The sequence below is a fragment of the Bacillus sp. AF62 genome (assembly GCF_050312695.1).
In the GTDB taxonomy this organism is placed as follows: Bacteria; Bacillota; Bacilli; order Bacillales; family Bacillaceae_G; genus Bacillus_A; species Bacillus_A cereus.
This window is the reverse complement of sequence record NZ_JBNPJZ010000093.1, coordinates 146649-169197: the sequence shown is the minus strand read 5'-3', so window position 1 is coordinate 169197 and position 22549 is coordinate 146649. Positions and strand designations below refer to the sequence as shown.

Here is a 22549-nt window from a genome sequence, read left to right as displayed (position 1 = left end):
TCTCCATGTGATGGCTTATGCTCCAATTTAGGATGCAGCCCCAACTCATACTCGAATTCGTCATTTTCATGTACAGCATGGGCATAAATACTTTGAATATGACCAGACCGTCTTGCGAGGTCAACCATCCCCTTATACCCAATAATAAATGTCGCTTCACGCTTATACGGTAAGATATAACAGTGTCCTAATAATCCTGGTTCCAGTCCTAGCTGTACCGCTTGCATCACAGCTCCCATAAGGGAATGTACATTGCATTCAAGAAGTTTTGGCGTTGTACGAATGGTTGTGAGGGCGATTCGACTCATACGATCTATACTCATATGTTTTGGTAATACTTCCGCAAATCGTGGAGCCATTTTTCTCATGTATCCTTCCACCAGCTGTTCAGGAGTAGCTGGTGCGTTTTCATTCTGATTCGCTAACTGCTTTTTCAATTGTTCATTTGTCGCCATTTTTCAATCACTCCTCATTTTCATTTCACAATAAATTTTCTTGATATAGTTTCTTTTGCGTATTTTTTATATAAATCAGGATGATCTGTTTTGAATCGTTTGCTATCAAAACGATTACTCTTATAGGACTTCCAATGAATGGTGTAATTCTCCGTTGTCGCTTTTTCATGAGAACCTAATTTCGCTTTTAGCTTGTTCTCATACTCTGCCTTTTGTTCTTTTAACACGTTGATTTCTCTTTCCACTTGATCTCTCGCTTTAATGAGTAGCTCTTCTTGCTTTCCTAGACCGATAGAACTACCCTCAATGGATTCTGGATACATTTGCTTGAGTAGCTGCGTAGATGCCTCTGAACCATCGAACATAGGCGGTTCATCTTTTTCAACATGATTGAACCAAAAGTCACGTTCCATGTTGATGAGATACTGAATAATATCCTCATCACGCTCAATCTTCTTATACACAAATGTATTACCACCAATTAATACGGCAATCCACCATGCTTCATAGCCTGTCACAGCCATATAATGCTGACACTGGAGAAGGTAAGCGACCGGTATTTCTTCACCTTCCCAGTCCTTTTTCAAATATTCAGATGCTGTTTTGCATTCTAATCCAATTCTTTCTCCCACGATGAGCCTATCCACGTTTGCAAGCATCCATGGATACTCCGGGTGTTGTAAGATGGCATTTCGACGCTGTACCTTTAGTCCTGTACGCTTAGCAAACTCTTGTGCGACTACTTCCTCGAGTACATTTCCAAAATACGCAGCTTCACTTTGTACATCCTCTTGCTCGATAGCTTGTGTTTTCTCAAGAAACACCTGTACTTGCGACTTCCATTTACTTAAGCCAGCAATGGCTGCCACATCTGAACCGCCTAATCCTTGCTTACGTGCTTCTAACCAAGCCTTGCGATCCATATGTAATGTATTTGCTAATACTTTCGCCTGCATGTTTCTTTCACTCGCTCTCTGTGTTATACTGGCTTCAAATTTGTTTTTTCTAAGGAACTCATTGCCGTGAGTTCTTTTTTATTCCCCTGCGACAAAACGTGTGCCGTGTCGCTCTAAAAACTTCCCATGACAATCTTCGCAAATAAGGTTCCCTTCAAATTCGTAATATGTCATGCCGAAATACAATTCACCATCACAATCGCTACAATAGTGTTCAAAGTCTTGTCTAGGGGAATCGTGTGAGTTGCCTATGGTGTTTGGATTTTCTAGCATTCAGCTAACCTCCTCTGAAAGCGTAATATAATGCACCCTCCCCACAACATCCGCATTCACACCTACACTTCTCAAACGGTGAACAATTCCTCTTATACGTGTATGTTCCTCATTATGTTTCTCTTTAGCAAGATAGAGTGCCGCCAATTCCCTTCGGGCTAATCTGGCTTCTTTGATCCATGTGCAAAACTGATACGGATTATGATTTTGTAATGCTTCAACTTGCTTCTTTTCGCAATGCTGTAAGAATTCATCGAGTATTTGTTTCTTATGTAAATCCTTTGTTAGAACTGATTTGGTCATGTTGGTTTCTCTCCTTGTATGAATAATTGTCTCTCCAAAATTGACGATTAGGAATCTTATCTTTACGCACTTGGAATGACTCGTCTTGAGTTCATATGACGATGAACCAAATGTAGTCGTCCATCCGCTTTATTATAGATCAACCAATTTTCTGGATTTAACTTATACGAGTTAATATGTATCTTCTCTCACTTCGTTGGTCGTTTATCGTTTTTCACTTGTTTTCCCTCCCTCTATTTCTCAAACAGCTCGTCCACTGTTGTTTTGAAATATTTTGCTAGTTTTTGAGCCTCTTTTAGGGTGAAGTCACGTTTTCCAGATTCTTTTAAGTAATACGTTTGCTGATGCATGTTCACCACTTTACCCACCGCTTCTTGCGTCATGCGCCGCTCTTTTCGAGCAATGAATAGATTTTTGTTCATGAGTATCGCTCCTTAACCAATTTGCTAATCAGATTTATTATTATTTATTTTTCCTCTAAACGCGTAATCATCTCCAAAAAAATTTCTTCCGTAGGAACATCCATCTGCATAGCTAATTTTAATAACCCTTTTTCCACATTATGCAGATACGTAGGTAGAATAAACCACTCCATTGGAAACTCTAAAAATGTTGCAATTTTCAATGCTATCAATGAGCTAGGTGTTCTTCTCCCTGTTTCAATATCGCCATAATATGAGGGACTTATGTTTAAATTTTTAGCCAAATTAACTTGCGTTAATTTGTTCTGTTTTCTAATTTTCACAAGCCAGTCTCTTTTCATTGTTTACTCCTATCTTCTATGACTCTAATTTAATTTTATGCGTTTAGCGTAAATTAATCAACAACTTTTTAATACGCATCTTGCGTAGATTTTATTGTAAGTTTATTGTAAGCTATTAATAGTAATATAAGTGTAAAAGTAAGAACGTTAAGTTACACGATTGGAGGAGAATACTACACATGGATATAGGCGCAAATCTAAAATTTCTACGCAAAAGATATGGATGGACTACTGAATATGTAGCAACTCAATTAAAGACATCTATTTCGACTTACAACGGATATGAAATAAACTATAGGAAACCAAATCCCGAAATGCTATGCAAAATTGCCGATTTATTCAACTCTACGACTGATTTCATCTTAGGGCGAACAGATAATCCAGATGGGACAAAAGATAACTTACAAGATATTTTAGAGAACGGTAATCTCAACTACGGGGGAAGAACATTAACTACGGAAGAAACTGAAAAGATAAGAGACTTTTTCAATATTGTTATAAACCGTATGTTGAATTAATAAAAAGGAACAGCATTTGCTATTCCTTTTTTTGTTGCAGAATATTTGTAATTTGATTAAATTCCTCCTTTGTACATAACCCTATCTTATGGAGTTCATTTATTACATACTCCACATCACAGCTTACTTTTTTAGGCTCTAATAACTTATAAATCATAGCTTTTGTCTCTAATGCTACCCCGTTTGCTTTTAACATCAAAATTCCTCCTTGTTATGGTAAATACTAGGCGACAACTTTTTACAGACCCCTTCCCAAAAAATTGTCACTCCTTAAACGCACAAAAGTCGCTACAAAGTAGCGACTTCTTTATTTATAGTAACTATACTTCCCTAACTCCCGCCAGGGTCTTGTATAGTCATTCTAAATTCTTGTTTTAATTTCGGTTGTTGCTCCATTTTCTCAACATGTATTATGGCCTCGTTCATCCCTATTACTCCTACTGCTAGCAGAAATATAGATATCACCCTTCTCACGTCAACATTACCCCTTCCCTATTCAATATTATTTTATACATTCGTCCGTAAAAACTCAACCCTGCCAATTCGAACTCTAATAATGCTTGTTCAATACCCTCCATGTCGCCGATACATATTGAATATGATATAAGTTGAAATGGTGAAAAGCCTTTTTTCTTTAACTCCTCAAATATTAATAACCCAAGCTCTCGATTCCCGAAAAGACACTCATATGTCGCTCTTTCATTTGGATGAAGTAACTCTACATCAATTTTATCCACATTGATATTATTATGTATACGCACATGAGCTAACGTTGTATGCAACGCTATCGACTTTTGAGCTTTTTGGGTAACATTAATCTCTTTCAGTGATTCCGTGGCCTGAACTAAAAGTGCCTCAGCTGTCTCAGGGCAGTCTATTTGATACCCTTCCCCAAGCCCGCAAATAGCTGTACATTTAATCATAGGCACATCTACTTCAGAATTTATGATAACATTAAAAATTTTTCTACTCTGTTCTAATTCAATTCTCCATAAATGCATATATGCAATCCTCTCATTAGCAAACATACGAAGATAATCTTTGATACAACCCTCTTCAAGAAGATTCAAATTTGCTTCAACCTCATCTATATACTGAATGATTGCATTGTTATTAGGTCTATCTGCTAAAGCTAACATATACAAAATATTAACCATAACTTGAACATGTGGATTAGTAGAAAAGTGAGTGGCTCTAATTATTTTGTAAAGCGCCTGTCCTCTCAATTCATTCTTATTACGCTTGTTAAACAATTTATAGATTGTAAAATAAATCGATAAACTCGTATTTCCTTTGTGTTTATCTAGAATTGCACTCATTAAGCTGTATTCGCCTTGCACCTGGCTATAAATTAATCCGACAATAGTATTAGATGGCTGCATACAACTCAAAAAATACTCCCGTGTAATCTTTCGTTTCATTTCCTCATTATCATATAAAAATTTCGTGGCTTTGAAAAACACTTCTACATCCATTTCGCTTTCGCCTGCAATTCCCTTACGAAAAGTTTCTCGACAGACACCTAACTTTAGAGCAAATTGTCTTCTAGAAAATCCTGCTGAATTAATTTTTGCAAGCAACTGATTCATCACTTTTTGCAAATGTTTTCCTCCTTCCTCGAACATAAAGCACACGAGCCTTAATTTTCTCAACCCAGGACACATTCTAAAATCAAAGGGTATATGTTACACTGACGAGGAACTCGTAAGATGCAAATGTTTATCCTAAGGGAGCTTTAGGTTAACAATGTGAAAGGTTTCGTGGGAAGTACCTCTTACACACGCTCTGCGAGTTTTTTATGTTCAACACATAATATTTTTATTATTCTGCAAATTAAAATTGTATCTCTTCCGACAATATTTTACCACGAGCAATCCCTTGCGAACACCCATTCTAAACATTTCTCAAGTTCAAATACAATAAAATACACTGAACTATTGAATACTCATTCATTTTATATTTTATTTTAATTGGTTGATTACAATACCAACCAATTTTACTGTTCTTCGCCAAACAAATCTGAAATTTCCGAAAACCGAAAAAAGTTTCTCAAAAAATTTCATACACTTTATGCTGTAATACATACATTTATAGAATTTTTCTATACAGGATAATATATTTAAAATTTTAAGTGACTCAAGTCAAAGAAAGACGTTCAATTTCTATTGAATGTCTTTTTTTTTGATAACAAACAAGTTATACTCGACTTAATTGATTGAATTATCACTCTTTATATATACAGGAGGGATTCCTATGGTCGTCTACAAAGACAAAGAAAGAGGAACATATTTCTTCGTTGTCAGAGTCCGTCAGTTTGATGGCACTCAAAAACAAGTAAAACGTCGGGGATTTAAAACAAAAAAAGAAGCCCGTGAAGCGGAAGCTAAAATGTTAATTGAAAAAGAAACAAACTCTAGTTTAACATTTGCTCAAGTGGCTGATAGCTATTTTAATTGGTATAGTCAGAGACGAAAGCAGTCTTCAATAAATACTATAAAAAATGCTATCTATAATCATTTACTTAAAGAATTCGGTAAGGTGAAAATTGATTGCATTACAGCTAGACATGTTATGGATTATCAAAACAAAATGATTAATGAATATTCTGCGGAATATTTAAAAAAATTCCACACCACACTCTCAGCAATCTTTAATTTCGGAATAAAATTTCACGGCTTAACCACAAATCCGGCAAGGATCGCTGGGAATTTTCAAAAAGAGTCAAAAAAAAGAATTAACTTTTGGGAATTCGAAGAGTTCAAACAATTTATAAGCTTCGTGGATGAGCCCCTGTATAAAGCATTTTTTTCAACTCTTTATTATAGCGGGGCTAGAAAAGGTGAATTATTAGCTTTAACTTGGGCAGATGTTAATTTTGAAGAAAGAACAATTGATATTAACAAAACCGAATACAATCGTCAGATTACAGTACCAAAAACCAAATCTTCCAATCGAATCATTATGTTACCTAACTTTGTAATGCATTTCTTACAAACTATAAAAGAAGATGCGGCATTAACAGTACCAGTAAAAAACGATTATGTGGTTTTCGGGGAGTTTTATACAAGTTTAGCAACCACTTCGTTACATAAAAAATTCAATAAATACCTAAAAATTTCTATGGTTAAAGAGATTGTAATGCATGAATTTAGACATTCTCATGCCTCATATTTAATAAACAAAGGCGTTAGTCCACTTGTGGTAGCCCAACGCTTAGGACATTCGGATGTAGCAACCACCTTAAATACTTATAGTCATTTATACCCTTCTAAACAAGCGGAAGTAGTTGCTTTTATGGAGAACGATTTGGTATAATCGTTACCAAATCGTTACCCACTTATCACAAACCGTTGATACTATAATTATAGAATTGACCCTGTTCGTCAATTCCTTTTCTATCTGTCTTATTTCACGCCTAATTTTTCTTTCACTTTCGCTGGAAGCTCGTCTTTCTTTACTTCTTCCCAAGCTGATACACCTTTTTTATCTGAGTGATATACGCGTAGGAATGCTTCTTTACGAAGATTTTTTTGAGCTGTAAATTCTAATTCTTTCTCTTTACCGTCTTTATCAAAGCCAGTCAACTTATATTCATAATCTTTAAATTTTTGACCATTATCAGCTTTACTATGAACTTCTTTTCCATCTACTGTAATTTGAACGTAGTACTCATCTTTACCCATACGGTTTAAATCACAACCAACTAACAAGCTTGCGAATACAACTAAAATACTAAATAGTGCAATGTATCTTTTCATTTCCTTCACCTCATATGTTTTTTCTTATATTCTTATCTTAAAGCCCAGAGCTTAAAGAAGAAATTCAAAAACATGACATGAACATTACACTTTTGTAAGATAATAATTATTTCTTCACTTTAGAAATTGTCATTCCATCACCAATTGGAACGAGTACAGATTCTAAATGCGGGTGGTTTGCTATCATTTCATTAAACTTCTTCATAACTTCTGTATAACGTTTTTGTTTCACACTCTCATCAGCTACACTACCGCCAATAACGTCTTTCACGCCAATTTCGCCACTTATCACGTAATTTCCTTATACCGTTTATTACGCCTTCTATTATGCCCTCAATTATAATCTCTATTACAAGATATCTTACTAAATTAATAATAGGTTTAATTACGTATCTCCTTATGAATTCAAGAATATCCTCCACCATATTTCCCTCCTTTTTTCAAAAAGGAAACTGCTACTCCTCCGCGTCCTTTTACGTCCAATTACAATTGCTGCCCTACTGCGGTATATATCAACAAAAATAATACGACAACAACATCCACAATAACGCTATTGAATTTGGAAGAAACTTCGGTAAATACTAATACTATAACATGGCTAAGAGAATTATTTTTTCATCTATATTTGGGGGTGCTCCCAAAAACTTTATAAAATCAAAGACAACTTTACTACAACTCTTCCCGTAACTAATTTATTATCGTGGTAAACCGTCTTCCACTACATCCGTAACAGTTCCATTCGGTTCAAAGATTACACGTAATGATCCTTCTCCACCATAACCAGTATAGTCATATACCGAATAAGATTTATATTTCTCAATCACATGTGGCTGTCCAATTGTAGCTTTTACCTGATTCGCGGGCATACCTTTTTTTATTTTCAAATATTGATTGTAACTTACTGCTGCCGAATTGTTATTTACATCTTTATACCACGGTACACGATCGTTTTTTTCTTCATATTCCTTTACAGGCTCTTCAATACGTTTCGTAGATACCCGATTCTCCTTACCTTTATCTTTATCTGTATCCTTTATAGCAGTACGTTCAATATTAACAACGTAACCATATGTATTTAATTCAACCATAATTTCATATGTACCATCCGTATCTTTTTCAGTATAAAATACGCGTTTTTCATTGTTATTATAATATTTTATGTTCTCACCACCGTAGTCAATCGTATTAAGAATATCCGTATACGTCATACCTTCCTCAATTTTTTGAGATTCATCATGAGAAATATAACGCTTCTGTGATGATGAAGCGTCCTCATTTTTAATACTTTCACGTTTACTCGTAGTCATAGGTGTTTTCTTCTGATCTTTTAGTACGTCACCTTCCGCCTTCGCTGGTTGCTTTGCTCCTACTTTTGTTAATACGTCTGTATCGCTAGAACAAGCTCCCAAAATCGATACTGTAGTCAACGCCATCCCTACTATAAGTACTCTCTTAAATGACTTCACTCTAATCCCCCCCGGTATTTTTTAATATCTAGTAATCAACGTATTTTAATTAATACGGAACTATTCAGTTCTATACAATTTGCTATAGCCTTCTCTCTCATGCACCTTTTTTATATAAAGTGAAACTTTAATCAGCCCTCACCAATTATCTTCGTTACAAATATTAACATTAAATATAACTAATAAATAGTATATTTCTTCTATTCATTTACATTTTTGTTGCATAATATTGTCCGAAACGAACAATATTCAACTCGAATTAACAATACTTATCATTAATTACATATATTATAATATTAAAATTTAATTTAAAAGTCACTTTGCATGTATTTTCTGTTTTAACGCCAAAAGAAAAGACCTTTCTAACGATTTTATTCTATCGTTAAAAAGGTCTTTCCTATTTTGGCTAAAAACTTAGCACTCTTCTGGCCTACCAGCATTCGTCGCTGTATGGAAAGATGATCCAAATCTGCATGATGCGATTGCGTTTAGATAATCAATCGTGAATTATGCGTTCAATTTAAAGCAGGTTAAAAAATAATAATTCCTTATTCAATTAACATATGCATTAGTTTAACAGCCTAATGCTGCTGTACCAAATGATAGTTTAGTTTTCAATATGTGAAAAGGGATTTCTAAATGATGAATTGAATATATATTTATTGTTTACTCGTTTTTGAGAGGTTCCTTTATGAGAGATAAGCCTTACTATATTCCTGTACTTCGCACAGTTCTATAATAACTAATAGTGATGCTGTGACGTGATTTTCTATTAGTGAGATAAAGTATTTTTCAATTCATTTATTATAAATTGCAACTCTCGTCCTCCAGAATTATTTCTTTTGGGTGAAAGTTTTTTATGATATAAGTTTCATTCTGTCCTAATTTAAAGTTTTCGAGAGGAGAAATGATATGAACTCTATTTTATTAGATGTTCCGTTACAAATAGAAACAGACAGACTCATTCTTCGAGCACCACTTCAAGCTGGTGAAGGGGATATAGTACAACAAGCTATTAAAGATTCCATTAATGAATTAAAGCAATGGTTGTCTTTATTTCAGTCCATTCCTACTGTTGAAGAAACGGAAATTCTTCTGAGAAATGCACATATAGATTTTTTGAAAAGAGAAACCTTTCGCTATCTTATCTATCATAAAGAGACGAATGATTTTGTTGGAACAGCTAGCCTTCATCGAATTGATTGGAAGGTTTCTAAATGTGAAATTGGATACTGGATTAACACGCAATTTAGTGGCAGTGGATATATGACAGAAACAGTAAGTGCGTTAACAAACCTTGGATTTCAGTTATTCAAATTTAGAAGGATTGAAATACGATGTGAATGTAATAACACGAAAAGTCGTGCACTCCCTGAAAAACTAGGCTTTGAACTTGAAGGGATATTACGTAATGAAGATTTTTCAGCTGACGGCAAACAACTAACTGATACTTGCATCTATGCAAAAATAAAGTGAAATATTGATTAGCCTTGGTAATCGGGCTTTTACGGCAAAAGAAAAGACCTCCTTAACGATTTTATTCCATCGCTAAAAAGGTCTTTTTCTATTTCGGCTAAAACCTTAGCACTCTTCTGGCTTACCAGCATTCGTCGCTGTACGGAAAGATGATCCACATCCGCATGATGCGATTGCGTTTGGATTGTCGATTGTGAATCCGCCACCAAGCATAGATTGTTTATAATCAATTTTTACTCCTTTAACAATTGGAGCACTTTCTGTATCGATAACAAATTCAACACCGAAAAACTCAAGAACTGTGTCGTCTTCTTTTGGTTCTACTTCAAATCCTAAGCCGTAAGAAAGGCCGGTACATCCGCCGCCATGTACAGCAAGGCGCACGTACTTCTCTCCATCTTCAGCATCTTTTAACATATCTTTAATTTGAAAAGCTGCTTGTTCTGTTACTTCAATCATGAAATACACCATCCTTTCTGTTCTCATTCTATTATACATCTTTACGCTTCTATCTTGTACTCATACACTCCGCGGCAAATTACTTCCGCAGGTCCTTTCATTAACACGTTTCCTTCTTCTGTCCACGCAATCATTAAATCGCCGCCAGCTAAATGGACTGTAATTTCTTTACCACGTTCCATCTTGCCATTCAAAATAGCAGCTACAACGGCAGCGCATGCCCCTGTTCCGCAAGCTTGCGTTACACCAGAACCACGTTCCCAAACGCGGAAATTCATTTCTTCATCGTTTAAAATCTCGATAAATTCAACATTCACTCGCTCTGGGAACATTTCATGTGTCTCAAGAACTGGACCAAGTGTTGTAAGAGGTGCCTTCTCTACATCCTCAACAAAAATAACCGCGTGCGGGTTCCCCATTGAAACAGCCGTAAATGCATAACGATGATTATTATATAAGAAGTTTTCACGAATAAATGGTGTTTCACCTTCACCGAGCATCGGTATTTCTGCACGTGTTAGACGCGGTGCTCCCATATCGATTTTCGCTAATGTCACGAAACCATCTTCTACTGTTACTTCAGCCGTTACAATGCCAGCTAACGTTTCAATTGTGAAAACTGTTTCCTCTACTAGTTTATGCTCATACGCATATTTCGCTACGCAGCGCAAACCATTACCACAGCTCTTTCCTTCTGATCCGTCATTATTAAACATACGCATTTTCACCGGAGCTACATCAGACGGACAAATTAAAATCATTCCGTCTGCTCCAATACCAGTATTAATATTTGAAACCTTTTCCGCCACAAGAGCTAAATCTTCTTCAGGAATTTGCTCTTCAAACATATTTACATATATATAACTATTGCCAAGACCATGCATTTTTGTAAAAGAAAATTGGCTCATTTGTATTCACTCCAAAAATAATTTGTTATTTTAAGTATAGAATGCATGCTTTTAGAACACAATATGAATGTCCCCCGTTTCTCATATTTGACAACGTTTGGCGATGAGCCACTCTTACACACATTGTGTAAGAAAAAAGCCCTTCTAAAAAGGGCCTTTTTTTATTTATCTATAGTATTAAACTACCCTCCAAAATAACGTTTTATCTAAAATAAAATGAAAAAGGCGTTGCTCATTCGCAACACCTTAAAACATTGGATTTTCATCCAAATACTCATATACATTATTAACAAGCTCTTCTACTGTTGCACCTTGTACAACTTCACCATTTACAAGTGCAAACGGTCCTTCAAAACAAATACCACAATACCCTAGACACCCGTACTCCATTACATCTAAATTCGGATCTTTTTCTAATTTTTCTAGAGCTGCTTGTGAACCACTTGCAAGGTTACCTACACAAAATTCAATTAATGGTTTAATCAAAATTCTCCCCCCTGTACTACAAAACAAATTACCTTCTGACTTCATCTATAAGAAGAAAACTAAGCTGTCTCTTGTTGTTTTCGTTATACATCCTAAACTATTTAGTTACTTCACTATTTCACTTCAAAGTAGATGATTTTATTTTATATAACATGCTACTTGCAATGAAATAGTAACTAAAAAGGCAAAACAGTTTACTTTACTTTTCTTCTTATTGTACAACAGAGTATTCATTCATGCATTGTTATTTGTTCACAAATTCGATATAATTTGATTGAGTAAAGTCAAAATATTTTATTAATATAAAATTTTATGATTAGGGGATATTTCAACAGAAAAGGGGTAATCCATCATGAAACACCTCGTAATACTAGGTGGCGGCTACGGTGGAATGAGAATTCTACAAAGGCTACTTCCAAGCAACCAACTTCCAGATGATGTACAAGTGACATTAATCGACAAAGTACCATATCATTGCTTCAAAACTGAATATTATGCATTAGTTGCGGGTACTATTTCAGAAACGCATATTCGTATACCGTTTCCTGAACACCCACGCCTCAATATTCAATACGGCACAATAACAAATATTGACCTCGAAGAAAAAGCGGTTCATCTCGATGGCGGCGAAGCAATCCAATATGATGATTTAATTATCGGACTTGGCTGTGAAGATAAATATCATAACGTTCCTGGGGCGAAGGAATATACACATAGTCTACAATCAATTGAACAAACACGTAAAACATATGAACAATTAAATAGTCTAGAACCAAATGCAACAGTAGCTGTCGTTGGTGCTGGCTTAAGTGGTGTGGAAGTTGCAAGTGAACTTCGCGAAAGCCGTTCTGATTTAAAAATCTATTTATTTGATCGAAAAGATAGAATTTTATTCCCGTATCCAGAGAAATTAAGTAGATACGTAGAAGAATGGTTCGTAAAACATAAAGTTAATATTATAAGAAACTCTAACATTACAAAAGTGGAACCAAATATTGTGTATAACCACGATGAACCACTTGAATGTGATGCAATCGTCTGGACAGCTGGTATTCAAGCAAATGAAGTTGTTCGAAACCTTCCAGTTGAACAAGATGGTAGCGGACGGGTTGTCTTAACGAAATATCACAATATTCCAAACAATGAGCACGTTTACGTTGTAGGAGATTGCGCAGCACTTCCACATGCACCATCTGCCCAACTTGCTGAAGGTCAAGGAGAACAAATTGTCCAAATATTATTAAAACGTTGGAATAATGAACCACTCCCTGATGAACTACCTGTTATTAAATTAAAAGGTGTTCTAGGATCTCTTGGTAAGAAGCATGGATTCGGTTTACTCGCAAATCAACCGTTAATGGGACGTGTACCAAGATTATTAAAATCCGGCCTTCTTTGGATGTACAAATATCATAAAGGTTAATACTTTACAGGCTGTCTACTATGTAGGCAGCTTCTTTGCATCAGTTTTTAAAAATTATCAGACACATCTTTCTCAATATGTATAATGATTTATTTTTCATTTTTATATTAAAAACTATTGATAAACAGTGTATGCTATTTGTAAGTTGTTTTATTATTTCCTTGAAGACCGAATTCATTCGGTCTTATTTTTTATGTTATAAATACTTTTGTAGGAGGCATTACATTCCACTTATGAACTTATCGAAACTAAACAATCGAATAGAAGCGAAAAAGAAAGAGTTAATCTATCTCGTTGAACGATACGGATTCACTCATGATAAAGTGATTTCTTTCAGCCAAGAATTAGATCGTTTACTTAACTTATTAATAAAACTCAAGACGAAGAAAAAACGTTGTTCGTTATAACCATTTCCCCCTCTTTTTTGATACGATATAACTAGAATCAGAAAGGAGCGATTTATGTTTATATTAAAAGACGTTATATATAAAGATATACTACACATTCCTTATTTACAGATTCAAAAAGAAAAGATCACTTGCATTATCGGTGAAAGCGGAAGCGGAAAAAGCACATTGCTTCGCATGTTAAACGATTTACAATCTCCAACATCCGGCACAATTGAATATAACGGAAAGTTAATTTCTGATTATCCGCCTATTCAATTACGTCGTGACGTAGTTATGCTTGGGCAAACTCCACCTCTTTTTGATGGAACCGTTAAAGAAAATCTATTAATGGGACTTCGTCTTTCTGAAAAACCATTTCCAAATGATGATGCCCTGCGGAGCACACTACAAACCGTTAGCTTAGACAAGCAATTAAAAGATAGCGCCTCCTCATTATCCGGCGGTGAAAAACAAAGACTTGCCTTTGCACGTATCGTACTTATGGATCCGCCTGTCTATTTATTAGATGAACCAACTTCAGCATTAGACAGTGATACAGAACGCCGCGTTATGAAACAATTTACTGAACTAGCACGAAAAAAGAAAAAAACAATTATCTTCATCACACACTCACAACAACTTCCAGAAGAAATTGCAGACGACATTATTGAGATTAGTAAAGCAAACGGTGCAACTAGAAAGGAAGTGCTCTCTGTTGAAGGGCGTTATTGAACTCCAAATTTGGCAACTTGCAGCTGCCTATATTTTTATTCTTATTTTAATTGGACTTGTAAAATTAAAAGGAATACCTCGCGAAAAACAAATCGCGCTCGCAACATTCCGTATGACCATTCAGCTCGTACTTGTTGCATATGTCCTTACATACGTATTTGAAAACAGTAATCCATTTTATACAATTGCTCTCATTACTTCTATTACTACCTTTGCAATTTTTAATATTTATAAACGAGTTAACATCCCGATGTCTAAAGAATTAAAACGAGTAGCCGCCCTTTCCATGGTCGCCGGATCAATTGGGCCACTTCTACTATTTATCTTCGTTATTATCGGTCATGACCCTTGGTATGCTCCGCAATATATCGTCCCTATTACAGGAATGTTAGTTGGGAATGCCATGACTGGTGTTTCTCTCGGCGCAAATACGTTCTTAAACAATATGAAATCGCAAAGAGGTCAAATTGAAGGTGCACTTATGCTCGGCGCAACACCGAAAGAAGCAGCTGCTCCGCTCATTCGAGATGCTTTTGACTCTGCTATTTTACCAACAATTAATTCTATGGTCGGAATGGGAATTATAAGCTTACCAGGCATGATGACTGGTCAAATATTATCCGGTGTATCACCATTCACAGCCATTCAATATCAAATCGCCATCATACTCGGTATTTCTGGAAGTACTGCCTTTGCTGTCATTATCTTTTTACAGCTTGGATATAAAACGTTCTTTAATAAGCGATGTCAATTGAAAGAAATTGACTATGGTGCACGGTGAATCGTGCGTAGTTCACGATGAATGAAATTATATTAACGATTTTTTCAATATATCTATCATAACTTGCAATATATCAACGATTTTTCAAATATATCTATCATAACTCAGAATATATCAACGATTTTGTACGAAATATCGATTTACCGACAAAAAGTGACATAATAAAAAGAGGAGGCTATTCGCCCCCTCTTTTTATTGTCTTACACCTTCTTAACGAACTGTGATTTTAACTTCATAGCTCCGAAACCGTCGATTTTACAATCGATATCGTGATCGCCATCAACTAGACGGATACTTTTTACTTTCGTACCGATCTTCACAACTGAAGAAGTTCCTTTTACTTTTAAGTCTTTAATAACAGTAACTGCATCGCCATCTTGAAGAACGTTTCCGTTCGCATCTTTTACAACTTTTGCACCATCATTATTTTCAGCTTCTGCGTCTTGGCCCCACTCATGAGCACATTCTGGACATACGAAAAGAACACCATCCTCATACGTATATTCTGAATTACATTTTGGACAATTTGGTAACGTAGCCATAAATTCATTTCCTCCGTTCATTATTTATACGTAAAAATCAAAATTGATGTTTACATCTCGATAAATAAAATTTGTATAGCATTTCTTTATAGTGCCATAGTCTCACGTTATTGACAAGCCTACCTCAAATTCTCATTTTTTATTGTATTTTACAAAATTTCAATTTGTATGCCTTTTTTCTATTTGTTCTTCTACTAATTTTAAAAATCTTCGTTGTGCATTTTTATTTTTTACGAGCAATCGAACTCTTAACTTACTTTGTAAATGTGAGCGAACTTTGTAGTTCGTAATAAATAACTTTCGATACTTCTCGTCTTCATATATCATTCGAAACCATTAATACTGCTGCAAGTAACGTATGTTAGCATCAATCTTTTTCGTGTGTAAACCCGTACTTAAACTAATAGATCCTATTAGAGCTTCTATTAATGCTGAAATCATTTCTCTCCCCCTAATAAATAAAAGAAGAACCTTCACAAGATTCTTCTTTTCAAAATGAACGAGTTCCCTCTAGAAACCCCAATTATTTTCTTCAATATAAATTTGATATTCTTCTACTTCTTCTTCACTTAACTTCTTATTATTTTCATATACCTCTTGCCACTCGAAATAATCTTCATCGAAATAAACAGCAAATTTAATTTTCACGTTTTTCTTCTCTGTATAATCATAGCCAGTAAACTCTACTACATCATAATCTTTTTCTTTCTTCACAAACTTCCAGGTTGGATTATCAGTCATAATCTCTAAAGTAACCCCTTCACCAGTTGAACGAACAACGTTTTTAATATTCGGCTCAGTTGGTAAAAAAGACAGCCCGAACGCAGCTAACCCAAACACAATCCCGACTATAATCTGTAAACCAATCATACCAGCTACACTAACGCCGCCCTTTGATTGTAAGAAATACGCCTTCTCATGATCAGACGCATCTTCTCCCTTACGAAAAACACGAACAGCATGCTTATAATATAAACGGTTTCCTTGCCATCCAGTAAATATCATCATTCCTAATTGAAGAGCTAAACTAAATGTTACATAAATCCCCTCTGGAATATCTATAAAAGGGGTTATAACTATACTAGGTATAGCCAATAACGCAAATATAATAAATAACTTATACATTTTGCGATAAGCTAACCAAAAGGTTGGGAAGAAAAAGGCTACCCAATTCCATGTATTCCCTTGCGCTGGGTTTTCTACTTTACCCCACTTAAAATCATAATAAGCTGTATTCTTTTGAACAACTTTATGTAATTCTTGTGGAGAAATCGTTTCTTGTAAAACAGTGTCCTTCACGTACATCATCCTTTTCTTATTTCTATATACATTTATTGTATATGCACAAAATGAAGGAATCTAACAAAAAGTACACATATTTCATAAAAATGAACGGAAATCGAATATATTCCGACAATTATCCGTTTCTTATTTCATTTTACTTTTAAATATATTAGAATACTTATGAATGATACGTTTAATACACTAAGTTAATCATTTTGTATATTTGATAATAAAAATGTTTCACATGAAACTATTTATATTTTGTATTACCTTGCCTCTACACAATGAGTGTAAAGCCCTTTCTACTTACTACAAAATACGAAAGACGCCCTTTTCAAAAAGGCGTCTTTTTATAGTTGAAAATTCAATAATAAATAAAACGAATTATTTAATAAATGAATCCCAATTGGAACGAGTAAATTCTTCGTTTTCTTATATGTGTATGCTAAACATATACCCATACCAAAAATATATAAAATACTACCTACTGTAAGGGGATGGCCAAAAGTAAATATGAAAGCACTTATAACGGCACTAGTAAGTGCAGAAAAGCGCTGGGATAATTTCGTAAAAAACATCCCCCGAAATAAAAGTTCTTCCCAAATCGGTGCAAAAATGGTGAGCACAACTACGTATAAAATGATTTCACTTTTAGTAGGCTTTATTACTATACTAGACTCGTCCACACCAATCCCATGTGGTAAAACTAAATTTAATATTGCAAGATATATAAGCATTACAATCGCTGTCATTACTATCATTACATAGTGTTTAAAATTATTGAATTGTAATGATTTTATTAAATGTAAGCAGCAATTTCTTGCCGGTGCATACATTACGATAATCATACAAAACGTGAAAGGTGGAATAAGATGATCTACATACCATGGATATAAGGAAGAATCATATAAAAGGTTCAAAAAACCAATTCCATGCATGACCCCAAAAATAATTACTAGAATGCTAATTACTTGGCGCATACTCATTTGTTCATTCTTTTCTTCATATGTAGCTAATTCTATATTCATCCTATCCCCTCCAGTATAATTAAACCTTTTAAACCATTATATACCAAATTAAACATAAAAAAAGACAATACACCCCACTGTATTGTCCATTTTCTTCCCTACCATTTCTCTCTACACGTCTCAATTAAATGCAGTAAGTACCTCTTCGTCATATCTGCTCTTCTCCACCTTGAGAGCATTCGCTTTTCTTTTGGATTGTGCCGTATTCTAGCTACTTCTTTTAATAAGAGCTCCCATTCTTCCGCTGAACGTTCTGACAAATATTGCAATCCTCTATCTTTTGAAACGATTGTTTTATAATCTAGTGTATATAAAATGCGTCCCATCGTAACGACAGCTGATTCTACCCACTCTTCTATAAAAAATAAATATGGCTTCTTCACCTTTTCACTCCAGTACTGTTCTACGTTGTATTTCATCGTATTTACTACATCATTCCATTGTATTTGCAGCGGAAGATCTTCTGCTTCTTTTCCTGTAACTGTAATGCCTTGATTTTTCAACGTCCACCATGTGACCGCATTAATGTCCCAATGACCAACATTAGCTTTACCATCTGCACAATACACGTACTCGTTCATTTCATCATTGTATTTCCCTAAGTCAGCAAGCGGAATATACATACCGTCCATTCTTTTACCTAGCGTATTATCACTAAGTTTCTTATGTAGTTCCACAAGCTGCTGTTTTTCGGCTTCATTCACGGAATCACTTATCACTGTAACAAAATCAACATCGCTCGTTTCTGCATAAAATGCACCAAGTGCGATGGAGCCGTAAATATATACCCCTACTATTTTTTCTTCTAAAAAAATTTCTTTTAATTCTACTGTGTACCGCTCCATTAACTGTTGTACTTCCGTTGGTAACGCATGCTTCACTCCATTTTTCATATCTATCCCTCCAATAAAAAAAAGCCTTTGCAAATTCGCAAAGACTTCTTGTTTTATAAATATTTCTCGATTTCTTCATAAACATCCTTCAAACGAGGATTTCCTTCTCCAACAATTTCTCCATTTACAAGAACGACCGGATAAAATAAGTCTTCTTCCACTACGCGCTCTGCGAATGCTTTTTTATCTGCATCTTCTTGTTCTTCTTGGAAATCAATATACTCGAAATTAAATTTATTTTCTTGTCCTTCATATTTACGACCAATTGCCGCTTGTAACCATTCAAACGTTTCTGTTGAAGATGGCATTCCGACGCAGCTCGCACAAATTACTTTCGTCCCATACACTTGAACATTAACCATTTCTTCTCCCCCACTTCTTGTTCCAACAGTATATTCAGATGTCTTATTACATAAGCACATCATTTTACAATCTTATCCCATACCCCTATACTGAAAAAACACGATACAATATTTCGACAATAAAACAAGAAGAGAAAAAATAGATTTTCCCCTCTATCTTGATTATAATAAAACTGATGAAAGGAGTCGATAAAAATGGAAAACCCACATATGCAAGAACAAGTATTAGAAGTATTAGATAAATTACGTCCATTCTTACTTCGCGATGGCGGAGACGTTGAATTAGTAGACATTGAAGAAGGTATCGTAAAACTACGCCTTATGGGTGCATGCGGAAGCTGCCCAAGTTCTACAATCACACTAAAAGCTGGTATCGAGCGCGCGTTACTTGAAGAAGTACCAGGCGTTATCGAAGTAGAACAAGTATTTTAATTAAAAGCGGAAGCGGCTCGTTCAGAACAGGAGGTCATTGGAGCTCCTGACGAAGAGGCGCTTTTTGCCTCACAGGAAGGCGCGAAATGGCCGACTGTTCTAGCCGCTGGAGCTAGATATTAATCTAAAAGCGGAAGCGGCTCGTTCAGAATCGCCTTCTAAAAGGAGACCAAATTTGGTCTCCTTTTTTTATTCAAATCACATTTATCCGTTAACATCATAAAACAAAATTGGAAATCCCTCTCAAAAAATGCGATAATTAATACTATATAGTGAATCGTTCACACATATACAGTAAAAAAACATAGGGGGACGACAAATGCCAAAAATGGGGAACACTTTTGTAACAATTCAAGAACTAGAAAAGAAAAAAGAGTATTTAGTAGGCCTTTCATCCGTTATACCAACATGGAATACAAGCTATCAATTTTTATTTAAAGAAATCCAGCAAGAATTATTAGGTAAAGTAAATGAAAAGCTCGAAAGGCATCAATTCGTTTTAAATATATGTACAGATCAGCAGGTAGGGGCATAATGTATTACATAAAATTGTGGTATATAAAAAAGAGACCTCACTCGGTCTCTTTTTTATATTTTTAAGATAGCCAATCTAATTTTCTAATCCCGAGCTTATCTACTGGTAAACGAAGTGAGCCATAAAAATGCTTCATAAATTGCTCTGAGCGGTTCACATCGTGTAAAATGGCTTCTAAGCGATCTCTATATATGCTTTTTTGTTCTTCGTTTCCAGTTTGGTAATATCGTTCGACCGTTTCAAAATAGTGAAGCGGGAACAGGAGCCTTGCAAATAATAAGCGCCAACCAAATGAGGACAGCGAGTAATTTCGTTCATAATCTGTAACAAATTGAACGATTGTTTGATCCCAGTCTTTCTTTTTTTCAATCATCATATAGCGAATCCATTCTGCTATATCTCGAGTTGGGTGATCATACACCCAATCAAAAGGAAGTTTGAGACGCTTCGTTTGATGCCATAATAAAGGTGTGAATCGTTCTTGGCAAATTGTCGCTGCATCCGTTAGTTGCGGCGTATCATCCATTTCTGTATCAACAACATATTGAATGGCATTTTCTGCAACTCCTAAGTAATACGGGAAGGATTCAATAAACAATTGATCGAATACGTCTGTAGGGTGGTTCATCACTTGCGATTGCCAAAACTTTTCTAACTGATCGAGTCTCTTTTCCCATAACGCTTTCCATTCACCAATGCGGCTTAATTGCTCGATTTCTTCTGGAAAGAATGCACCTCGTTTATGGAATATAGAAAGTTCATTTCCTAATGACATAGCATGTCGTTCTAACGTGCGCATACCTTTTAATAAGCAATAATTTTGTTCTTCTATCTCACTTACATAGTAGCCGTGTATAGTCGGAACGAAAGTCGCTACAGTTATATCCCCTTGCTGGTTCATATAATCACTGAGCTTTTTCATCTCTACAAGTACTTCTTCCTCCATTTCTCCAATTGGAACAAGTACATAAATTTTGTTGCGAATCCAAAAGCTTTTATAGGGGCCAAGGGGGATTAATTCTTTAACATGCATGTGATAATGCTCATAAATATGCTGAATCATCGCAGTCGCCACCTATGGTTTTTCTTTATATATATGAGCTTGTGCTCGCCTTTCATTCCTATGCACATGATAAAGCAACGAAACGTATACAAATACTAAAAAGAAAAAAAGGTGATAAACATGAAAGAATCAAATCAACTACAAGAAAGAGCATTACAACTATTACAAGAACGCGGTGTAACAATTGACGATATTGCTGAACTTGTTCATTTTCTTCAAAAAAAATACCATCCAAATTTAGAGATGTCAGAATGCCGTTACAATGTAGAACGTGTACTATCAAAACGTGAAGTACAAAACGCACTGATTACAGGTATCGAACTTGATGTCCTTGCTGAAAAGGGAATGCTAAGTGAACCGTTACAAGATATTGTAAAACGTGATGAAGGCTTATACGGAATTGATGAAGTTATCGCACTTTCTATCGTGAACGTGTACGGCTCTATCGGTTTCACAAACTTTGGATATATTGATAAATTAAAACCTGGTATTTTAGAATACTTAAATGATAAATCAACTGGAAAGGTGCACACGTTCCTTGATGATATCGTTGGCGGAATCGCTGCCGCTGCATCAAGTCGTTTAGCGCACCGAGCTGAGCACTCAGAATAATAATGTTTTCTAGGCCGTCAGTTTCATGCTGACGGTCTTTCGTATTCCATAAGCATAAATTCTCTTCCGCGGCTCAAAAAAATAAGCCCTTGCTTAAATCCGATATTTTTATATAACGTAATCGCTCTTGTATTAAATGTTGCTACACTTAATCGAAACATGTTTGCGTTAAACTCTTTCGTGGCAAACGCTATTCCAGCTTGGAAAAATTATTTCCCCATTCCTTTCCCAGTTAACGCCGGCTTCATACCAAGTCCGATATCAATCGCTTCTTCTCCACCATATACATTAGCATCTCTGCCACCTGGTACTTGTGCATTTTCTCCAAAACAAAAATAGCCGATGAACTCTCCTTGATCATCACAACAGCCATAATACGTTCCATCTAATAGCTCTTCTATTACTTCTTTCTCGCCTGAAAAACTATATAAACTATATGGTTCCTCGTACGTCCACGTATTTATCTCATTTGCTTCTTCCTCTGTTAACTTATGTATATCCACTTTCTCTTTCCCCCTATTATATTTCTATTAACAATATTCGATATTCATCTTATAATTCATCTTTCTCAATATGTTTTTTTTATTTATCGCTTCATTTTAATGGAAGATTTTTCTTATTATGTTACGATTAAACAGAATCATTACGAATA

General features: G+C 35.2%; 31 protein-coding genes and 3 pseudogenes. 10 read left to right on the top strand and 24 right to left on the bottom strand.

Translation table 11 applies throughout. The features are described from left to right. The 7 genes from ACQRBL_RS25595 to ACQRBL_RS25565 form a co-directional block, all read right to left on the bottom strand. Window positions 1-455 (bottom strand): recombinase RecT (locus ACQRBL_RS25595; RefSeq protein WP_427735826.1); only part of this gene is annotated, 455 nt, incomplete at its 3' end. Window positions 456-475: 20 nt separating this feature from the next. Continuing rightward, entirely contained in the window at window positions 476-1411 is a 936-nt protein-coding gene (locus ACQRBL_RS25590; RefSeq protein WP_023523320.1) for a YqaJ viral recombinase family protein, read from the bottom strand. 78 nt (window positions 1412-1489) lie between these two features. Further along, window positions 1490-1684, bottom strand: coding sequence for a hypothetical protein (locus ACQRBL_RS25585; RefSeq protein ID WP_023523321.1), 195 nt, complete (start codon window positions 1682-1684; stop codon window positions 1490-1492). After that, a complete protein-coding gene (locus ACQRBL_RS25580) occupies window positions 1685-1987 on the bottom strand; it encodes a hypothetical protein (RefSeq protein WP_023523322.1) in 303 nt (100 codons plus the stop codon). It lies immediately after the preceding gene. A 62-nt stretch (window positions 1988-2049) separates the two neighbouring features. Then, window positions 2050-2169 carry a DUF6906 family protein gene (locus ACQRBL_RS25575; protein ID WP_372584500.1) on the bottom strand — a complete coding sequence of 40 codons (120 nt, stop codon included), beginning with the start codon at window positions 2167-2169 and terminating at the stop codon, window positions 2050-2052. A gap of 51 nt (window positions 2170-2220) precedes the next feature. Beyond that, window positions 2221-2409, bottom strand: a complete 189-nt coding sequence (locus tag ACQRBL_RS25570; protein ID WP_023523323.1) for a helix-turn-helix transcriptional regulator — start codon at window positions 2407-2409, stop codon at window positions 2221-2223. Between the two features lie 44 nt (window positions 2410-2453). Next, a complete protein-coding gene (locus tag ACQRBL_RS25565; RefSeq protein ID WP_411996049.1) occupies window positions 2454-2750 on the bottom strand; it encodes a helix-turn-helix transcriptional regulator in 297 nt (98 codons plus the stop codon). A gap of 179 nt (window positions 2751-2929) precedes the next feature. Here ACQRBL_RS25565 and ACQRBL_RS25560 point away from each other — a divergent pair, with 179 nt between their 5' ends. Beyond that, the gene (locus tag ACQRBL_RS25560; RefSeq protein WP_023523325.1) at window positions 2930-3268 is read left to right on the top strand and encodes a helix-turn-helix domain-containing protein; all 339 of its coding nucleotides are present in this window, start codon (window positions 2930-2932) and stop codon (window positions 3266-3268) included. Window positions 3269-3287: 19 nt separating this feature from the next. Here the strand turns inward: ACQRBL_RS25560 and ACQRBL_RS25555 are convergent, their stop codons facing one another. Both ACQRBL_RS25555 and ACQRBL_RS25550 read right to left on the bottom strand, forming a co-directional pair. Continuing rightward, on the bottom strand, window positions 3288-3464 hold the full coding sequence (locus ACQRBL_RS25555) for a hypothetical protein (RefSeq protein WP_023523326.1): 177 nt from the start codon (window positions 3462-3464) through the stop codon (window positions 3288-3290). A 274-nt stretch (window positions 3465-3738) separates the two neighbouring features. Continuing rightward, window positions 3739-4860: an AimR family lysis-lysogeny pheromone receptor gene (locus ACQRBL_RS25550; protein ID WP_411996054.1), complete on the bottom strand. Its 1122-nt coding sequence runs from the start codon at window positions 4858-4860 to the stop codon at window positions 3739-3741. Between the two features lie 661 nt (window positions 4861-5521). On the opposite strand from ACQRBL_RS25550, the gene ACQRBL_RS25545 reads away from it, so the two are divergent. After that, window positions 5522-6583 carry a site-specific integrase gene (locus ACQRBL_RS25545; protein ID WP_023523328.1) on the top strand — a complete coding sequence of 354 codons (1062 nt, stop codon included), beginning with the start codon at window positions 5522-5524 and terminating at the stop codon, window positions 6581-6583. 89 nt (window positions 6584-6672) lie between these two features. Here ACQRBL_RS25545 and ACQRBL_RS25540 read toward each other — a convergent pair whose 3' ends face one another. The 4 genes and pseudogenes from ACQRBL_RS25540 to ACQRBL_RS25525 all read right to left on the bottom strand — a co-directional run. After that, window positions 6673-7026, bottom strand: a complete 354-nt coding sequence (locus ACQRBL_RS25540) for a YxeA family protein (protein ID WP_000833148.1) — start codon at window positions 7024-7026, stop codon at window positions 6673-6675. A 106-nt stretch (window positions 7027-7132) separates the two neighbouring features. After that, entirely contained in the window at window positions 7133-7318 is a 186-nt protein-coding gene (locus ACQRBL_RS25535) for a methyltransferase (protein WP_003272374.1), read from the bottom strand. Between the two features lie 403 nt (window positions 7319-7721). Next, entirely contained in the window at window positions 7722-8492 is a 771-nt protein-coding gene (locus ACQRBL_RS25530) for a hypothetical protein (RefSeq protein ID WP_023523329.1), read from the bottom strand. Window positions 8493-8906: 414 nt separating this feature from the next. Beyond that, a pseudogene (locus ACQRBL_RS25525) lies at window positions 8907-8999 on the bottom strand (iron-sulfur cluster assembly accessory protein); the annotation flags it as partial. 405 nt (window positions 9000-9404) lie between these two features. Between ACQRBL_RS25525 and ACQRBL_RS25520 the strand changes: the two are divergent. Beyond that, window positions 9405-9968 (top strand): GNAT family N-acetyltransferase, encoded by a 564-nt coding sequence (locus ACQRBL_RS25520; RefSeq protein WP_023523330.1) that lies wholly within the window; start codon window positions 9405-9407, stop codon window positions 9966-9968. A gap of 105 nt (window positions 9969-10073) precedes the next feature. On the opposite strand, the gene ACQRBL_RS25515 is transcribed toward ACQRBL_RS25520, so the two are convergent. The 3 genes from ACQRBL_RS25515 to ACQRBL_RS25505 all read right to left on the bottom strand — a co-directional run bounded on the left by ACQRBL_RS25515 (window position 10074) and on the right by ACQRBL_RS25505 (window position 11821). Continuing rightward, window positions 10074-10427 carry a HesB/IscA family protein gene (locus ACQRBL_RS25515; protein WP_000573830.1) on the bottom strand — a complete coding sequence of 118 codons (354 nt, stop codon included), beginning with the start codon at window positions 10425-10427 and terminating at the stop codon, window positions 10074-10076. 41 nt (window positions 10428-10468) lie between these two features. Continuing rightward, window positions 10469-11335, bottom strand: coding sequence for a diaminopimelate epimerase (gene dapF / locus ACQRBL_RS25510; RefSeq protein ID WP_000077392.1), 867 nt, complete (start codon window positions 11333-11335; stop codon window positions 10469-10471). A gap of 246 nt (window positions 11336-11581) precedes the next feature. Next, window positions 11582-11821 carry a YuzB family protein gene (locus tag ACQRBL_RS25505; protein ID WP_000595026.1) on the bottom strand — a complete coding sequence of 80 codons (240 nt, stop codon included), beginning with the start codon at window positions 11819-11821 and terminating at the stop codon, window positions 11582-11584. 352 nt (window positions 11822-12173) lie between these two features. Here ACQRBL_RS25505 and ACQRBL_RS25500 point away from each other — a divergent pair, with 352 nt between their 5' ends. The 4 genes from ACQRBL_RS25500 to ACQRBL_RS25485 all read left to right on the top strand — a co-directional run bounded on the left by ACQRBL_RS25500 (window position 12174) and on the right by ACQRBL_RS25485 (window position 15146). Continuing rightward, a complete protein-coding gene (locus ACQRBL_RS25500) occupies window positions 12174-13244 on the top strand; it encodes an NAD(P)/FAD-dependent oxidoreductase (protein WP_000682065.1) in 1071 nt (356 codons plus the stop codon). A 233-nt stretch (window positions 13245-13477) separates the two neighbouring features. Then, window positions 13478-13651, top strand: coding sequence for an aspartyl-phosphate phosphatase Spo0E family protein (locus ACQRBL_RS25495; protein ID WP_001054089.1), 174 nt, complete (start codon window positions 13478-13480; stop codon window positions 13649-13651). 54 nt (window positions 13652-13705) lie between these two features. Beyond that, window positions 13706-14365: an ABC transporter ATP-binding protein gene (locus tag ACQRBL_RS25490; protein ID WP_411996048.1), complete on the top strand. Its 660-nt coding sequence runs from the start codon at window positions 13706-13708 to the stop codon at window positions 14363-14365. Further along, the gene (locus ACQRBL_RS25485; protein ID WP_000679254.1) at window positions 14349-15146 is read left to right on the top strand and encodes an ABC transporter permease; all 798 of its coding nucleotides are present in this window, start codon (window positions 14349-14351) and stop codon (window positions 15144-15146) included. The genes ACQRBL_RS25490 and ACQRBL_RS25485 overlap by 17 nt, the downstream gene beginning before the upstream one ends. 200 nt (window positions 15147-15346) lie before the next feature. Here ACQRBL_RS25485 and phnA read toward each other — a convergent pair whose 3' ends face one another. From phnA to ACQRBL_RS25455, 6 genes and pseudogenes are all read right to left on the bottom strand, one after another. Beyond that, window positions 15347-15688, bottom strand: coding sequence for an alkylphosphonate utilization operon protein PhnA (gene phnA, locus ACQRBL_RS25480; RefSeq protein ID WP_023523332.1), 342 nt, complete (start codon window positions 15686-15688; stop codon window positions 15347-15349). 159 nt (window positions 15689-15847) lie between these two features. Further along, a pseudogene (locus ACQRBL_RS25475) lies at window positions 15848-16129 on the bottom strand (hypothetical protein). 69 nt (window positions 16130-16198) lie between these two features. Further along, the gene (locus ACQRBL_RS25470; protein ID WP_141538289.1) at window positions 16199-16996 is read right to left on the bottom strand and encodes a DUF2628 domain-containing protein; all 798 of its coding nucleotides are present in this window, start codon (window positions 16994-16996) and stop codon (window positions 16199-16201) included. Window positions 16997-17322: 326 nt separating this feature from the next. After that, complete coding sequence (locus ACQRBL_RS25465; protein WP_001019404.1) at window positions 17323-18000, bottom strand: CPBP family intramembrane glutamic endopeptidase; 678 nt, start codon at window positions 17998-18000, stop codon at window positions 17323-17325. A gap of 98 nt (window positions 18001-18098) precedes the next feature. After that, window positions 18099-18893: a nucleotidyltransferase domain-containing protein gene (locus ACQRBL_RS25460; RefSeq protein ID WP_411996047.1), complete on the bottom strand. Its 795-nt coding sequence runs from the start codon at window positions 18891-18893 to the stop codon at window positions 18099-18101. A gap of 53 nt (window positions 18894-18946) precedes the next feature. Next, window positions 18947-19255, bottom strand: coding sequence for a YuzD family protein (locus ACQRBL_RS25455; protein ID WP_000248588.1), 309 nt, complete (start codon window positions 19253-19255; stop codon window positions 18947-18949). A gap of 195 nt (window positions 19256-19450) precedes the next feature. On the opposite strand from ACQRBL_RS25455, the gene ACQRBL_RS25450 reads away from it, so the two are divergent. Continuing rightward, a complete protein-coding gene (locus ACQRBL_RS25450; protein WP_000431159.1) occupies window positions 19451-19687 on the top strand; it encodes a NifU family protein in 237 nt (78 codons plus the stop codon). Window positions 19688-20006: 319 nt separating this feature from the next. Continuing rightward, window positions 20007-20222: a carbonic anhydrase gene (locus ACQRBL_RS25445; RefSeq protein WP_411996046.1), complete on the top strand. Its 216-nt coding sequence runs from the start codon at window positions 20007-20009 to the stop codon at window positions 20220-20222. A gap of 61 nt (window positions 20223-20283) precedes the next feature. Here the strand turns inward: ACQRBL_RS25445 and yutH are convergent, their stop codons facing one another. Continuing rightward, a complete protein-coding gene (yutH, locus tag ACQRBL_RS25440; protein ID WP_000614216.1) occupies window positions 20284-21285 on the bottom strand; it encodes a spore coat putative kinase YutH in 1002 nt (333 codons plus the stop codon). A 120-nt stretch (window positions 21286-21405) separates the two neighbouring features. Here yutH and ACQRBL_RS25435 point away from each other — a divergent pair, with 120 nt between their 5' ends. Continuing rightward, window positions 21406-21897: a phosphatidylglycerophosphatase A family protein gene (locus ACQRBL_RS25435; protein ID WP_000665103.1), complete on the top strand. Its 492-nt coding sequence runs from the start codon at window positions 21406-21408 to the stop codon at window positions 21895-21897. Between the two features lie 23 nt (window positions 21898-21920). Here ACQRBL_RS25435 and ACQRBL_RS25430 read toward each other — a convergent pair. After that, a pseudogene (locus ACQRBL_RS25430) lies at window positions 21921-22400 on the bottom strand (GNAT family N-acetyltransferase). Between the last annotated feature and the right edge of the window lie 149 nt (window positions 22401-22549).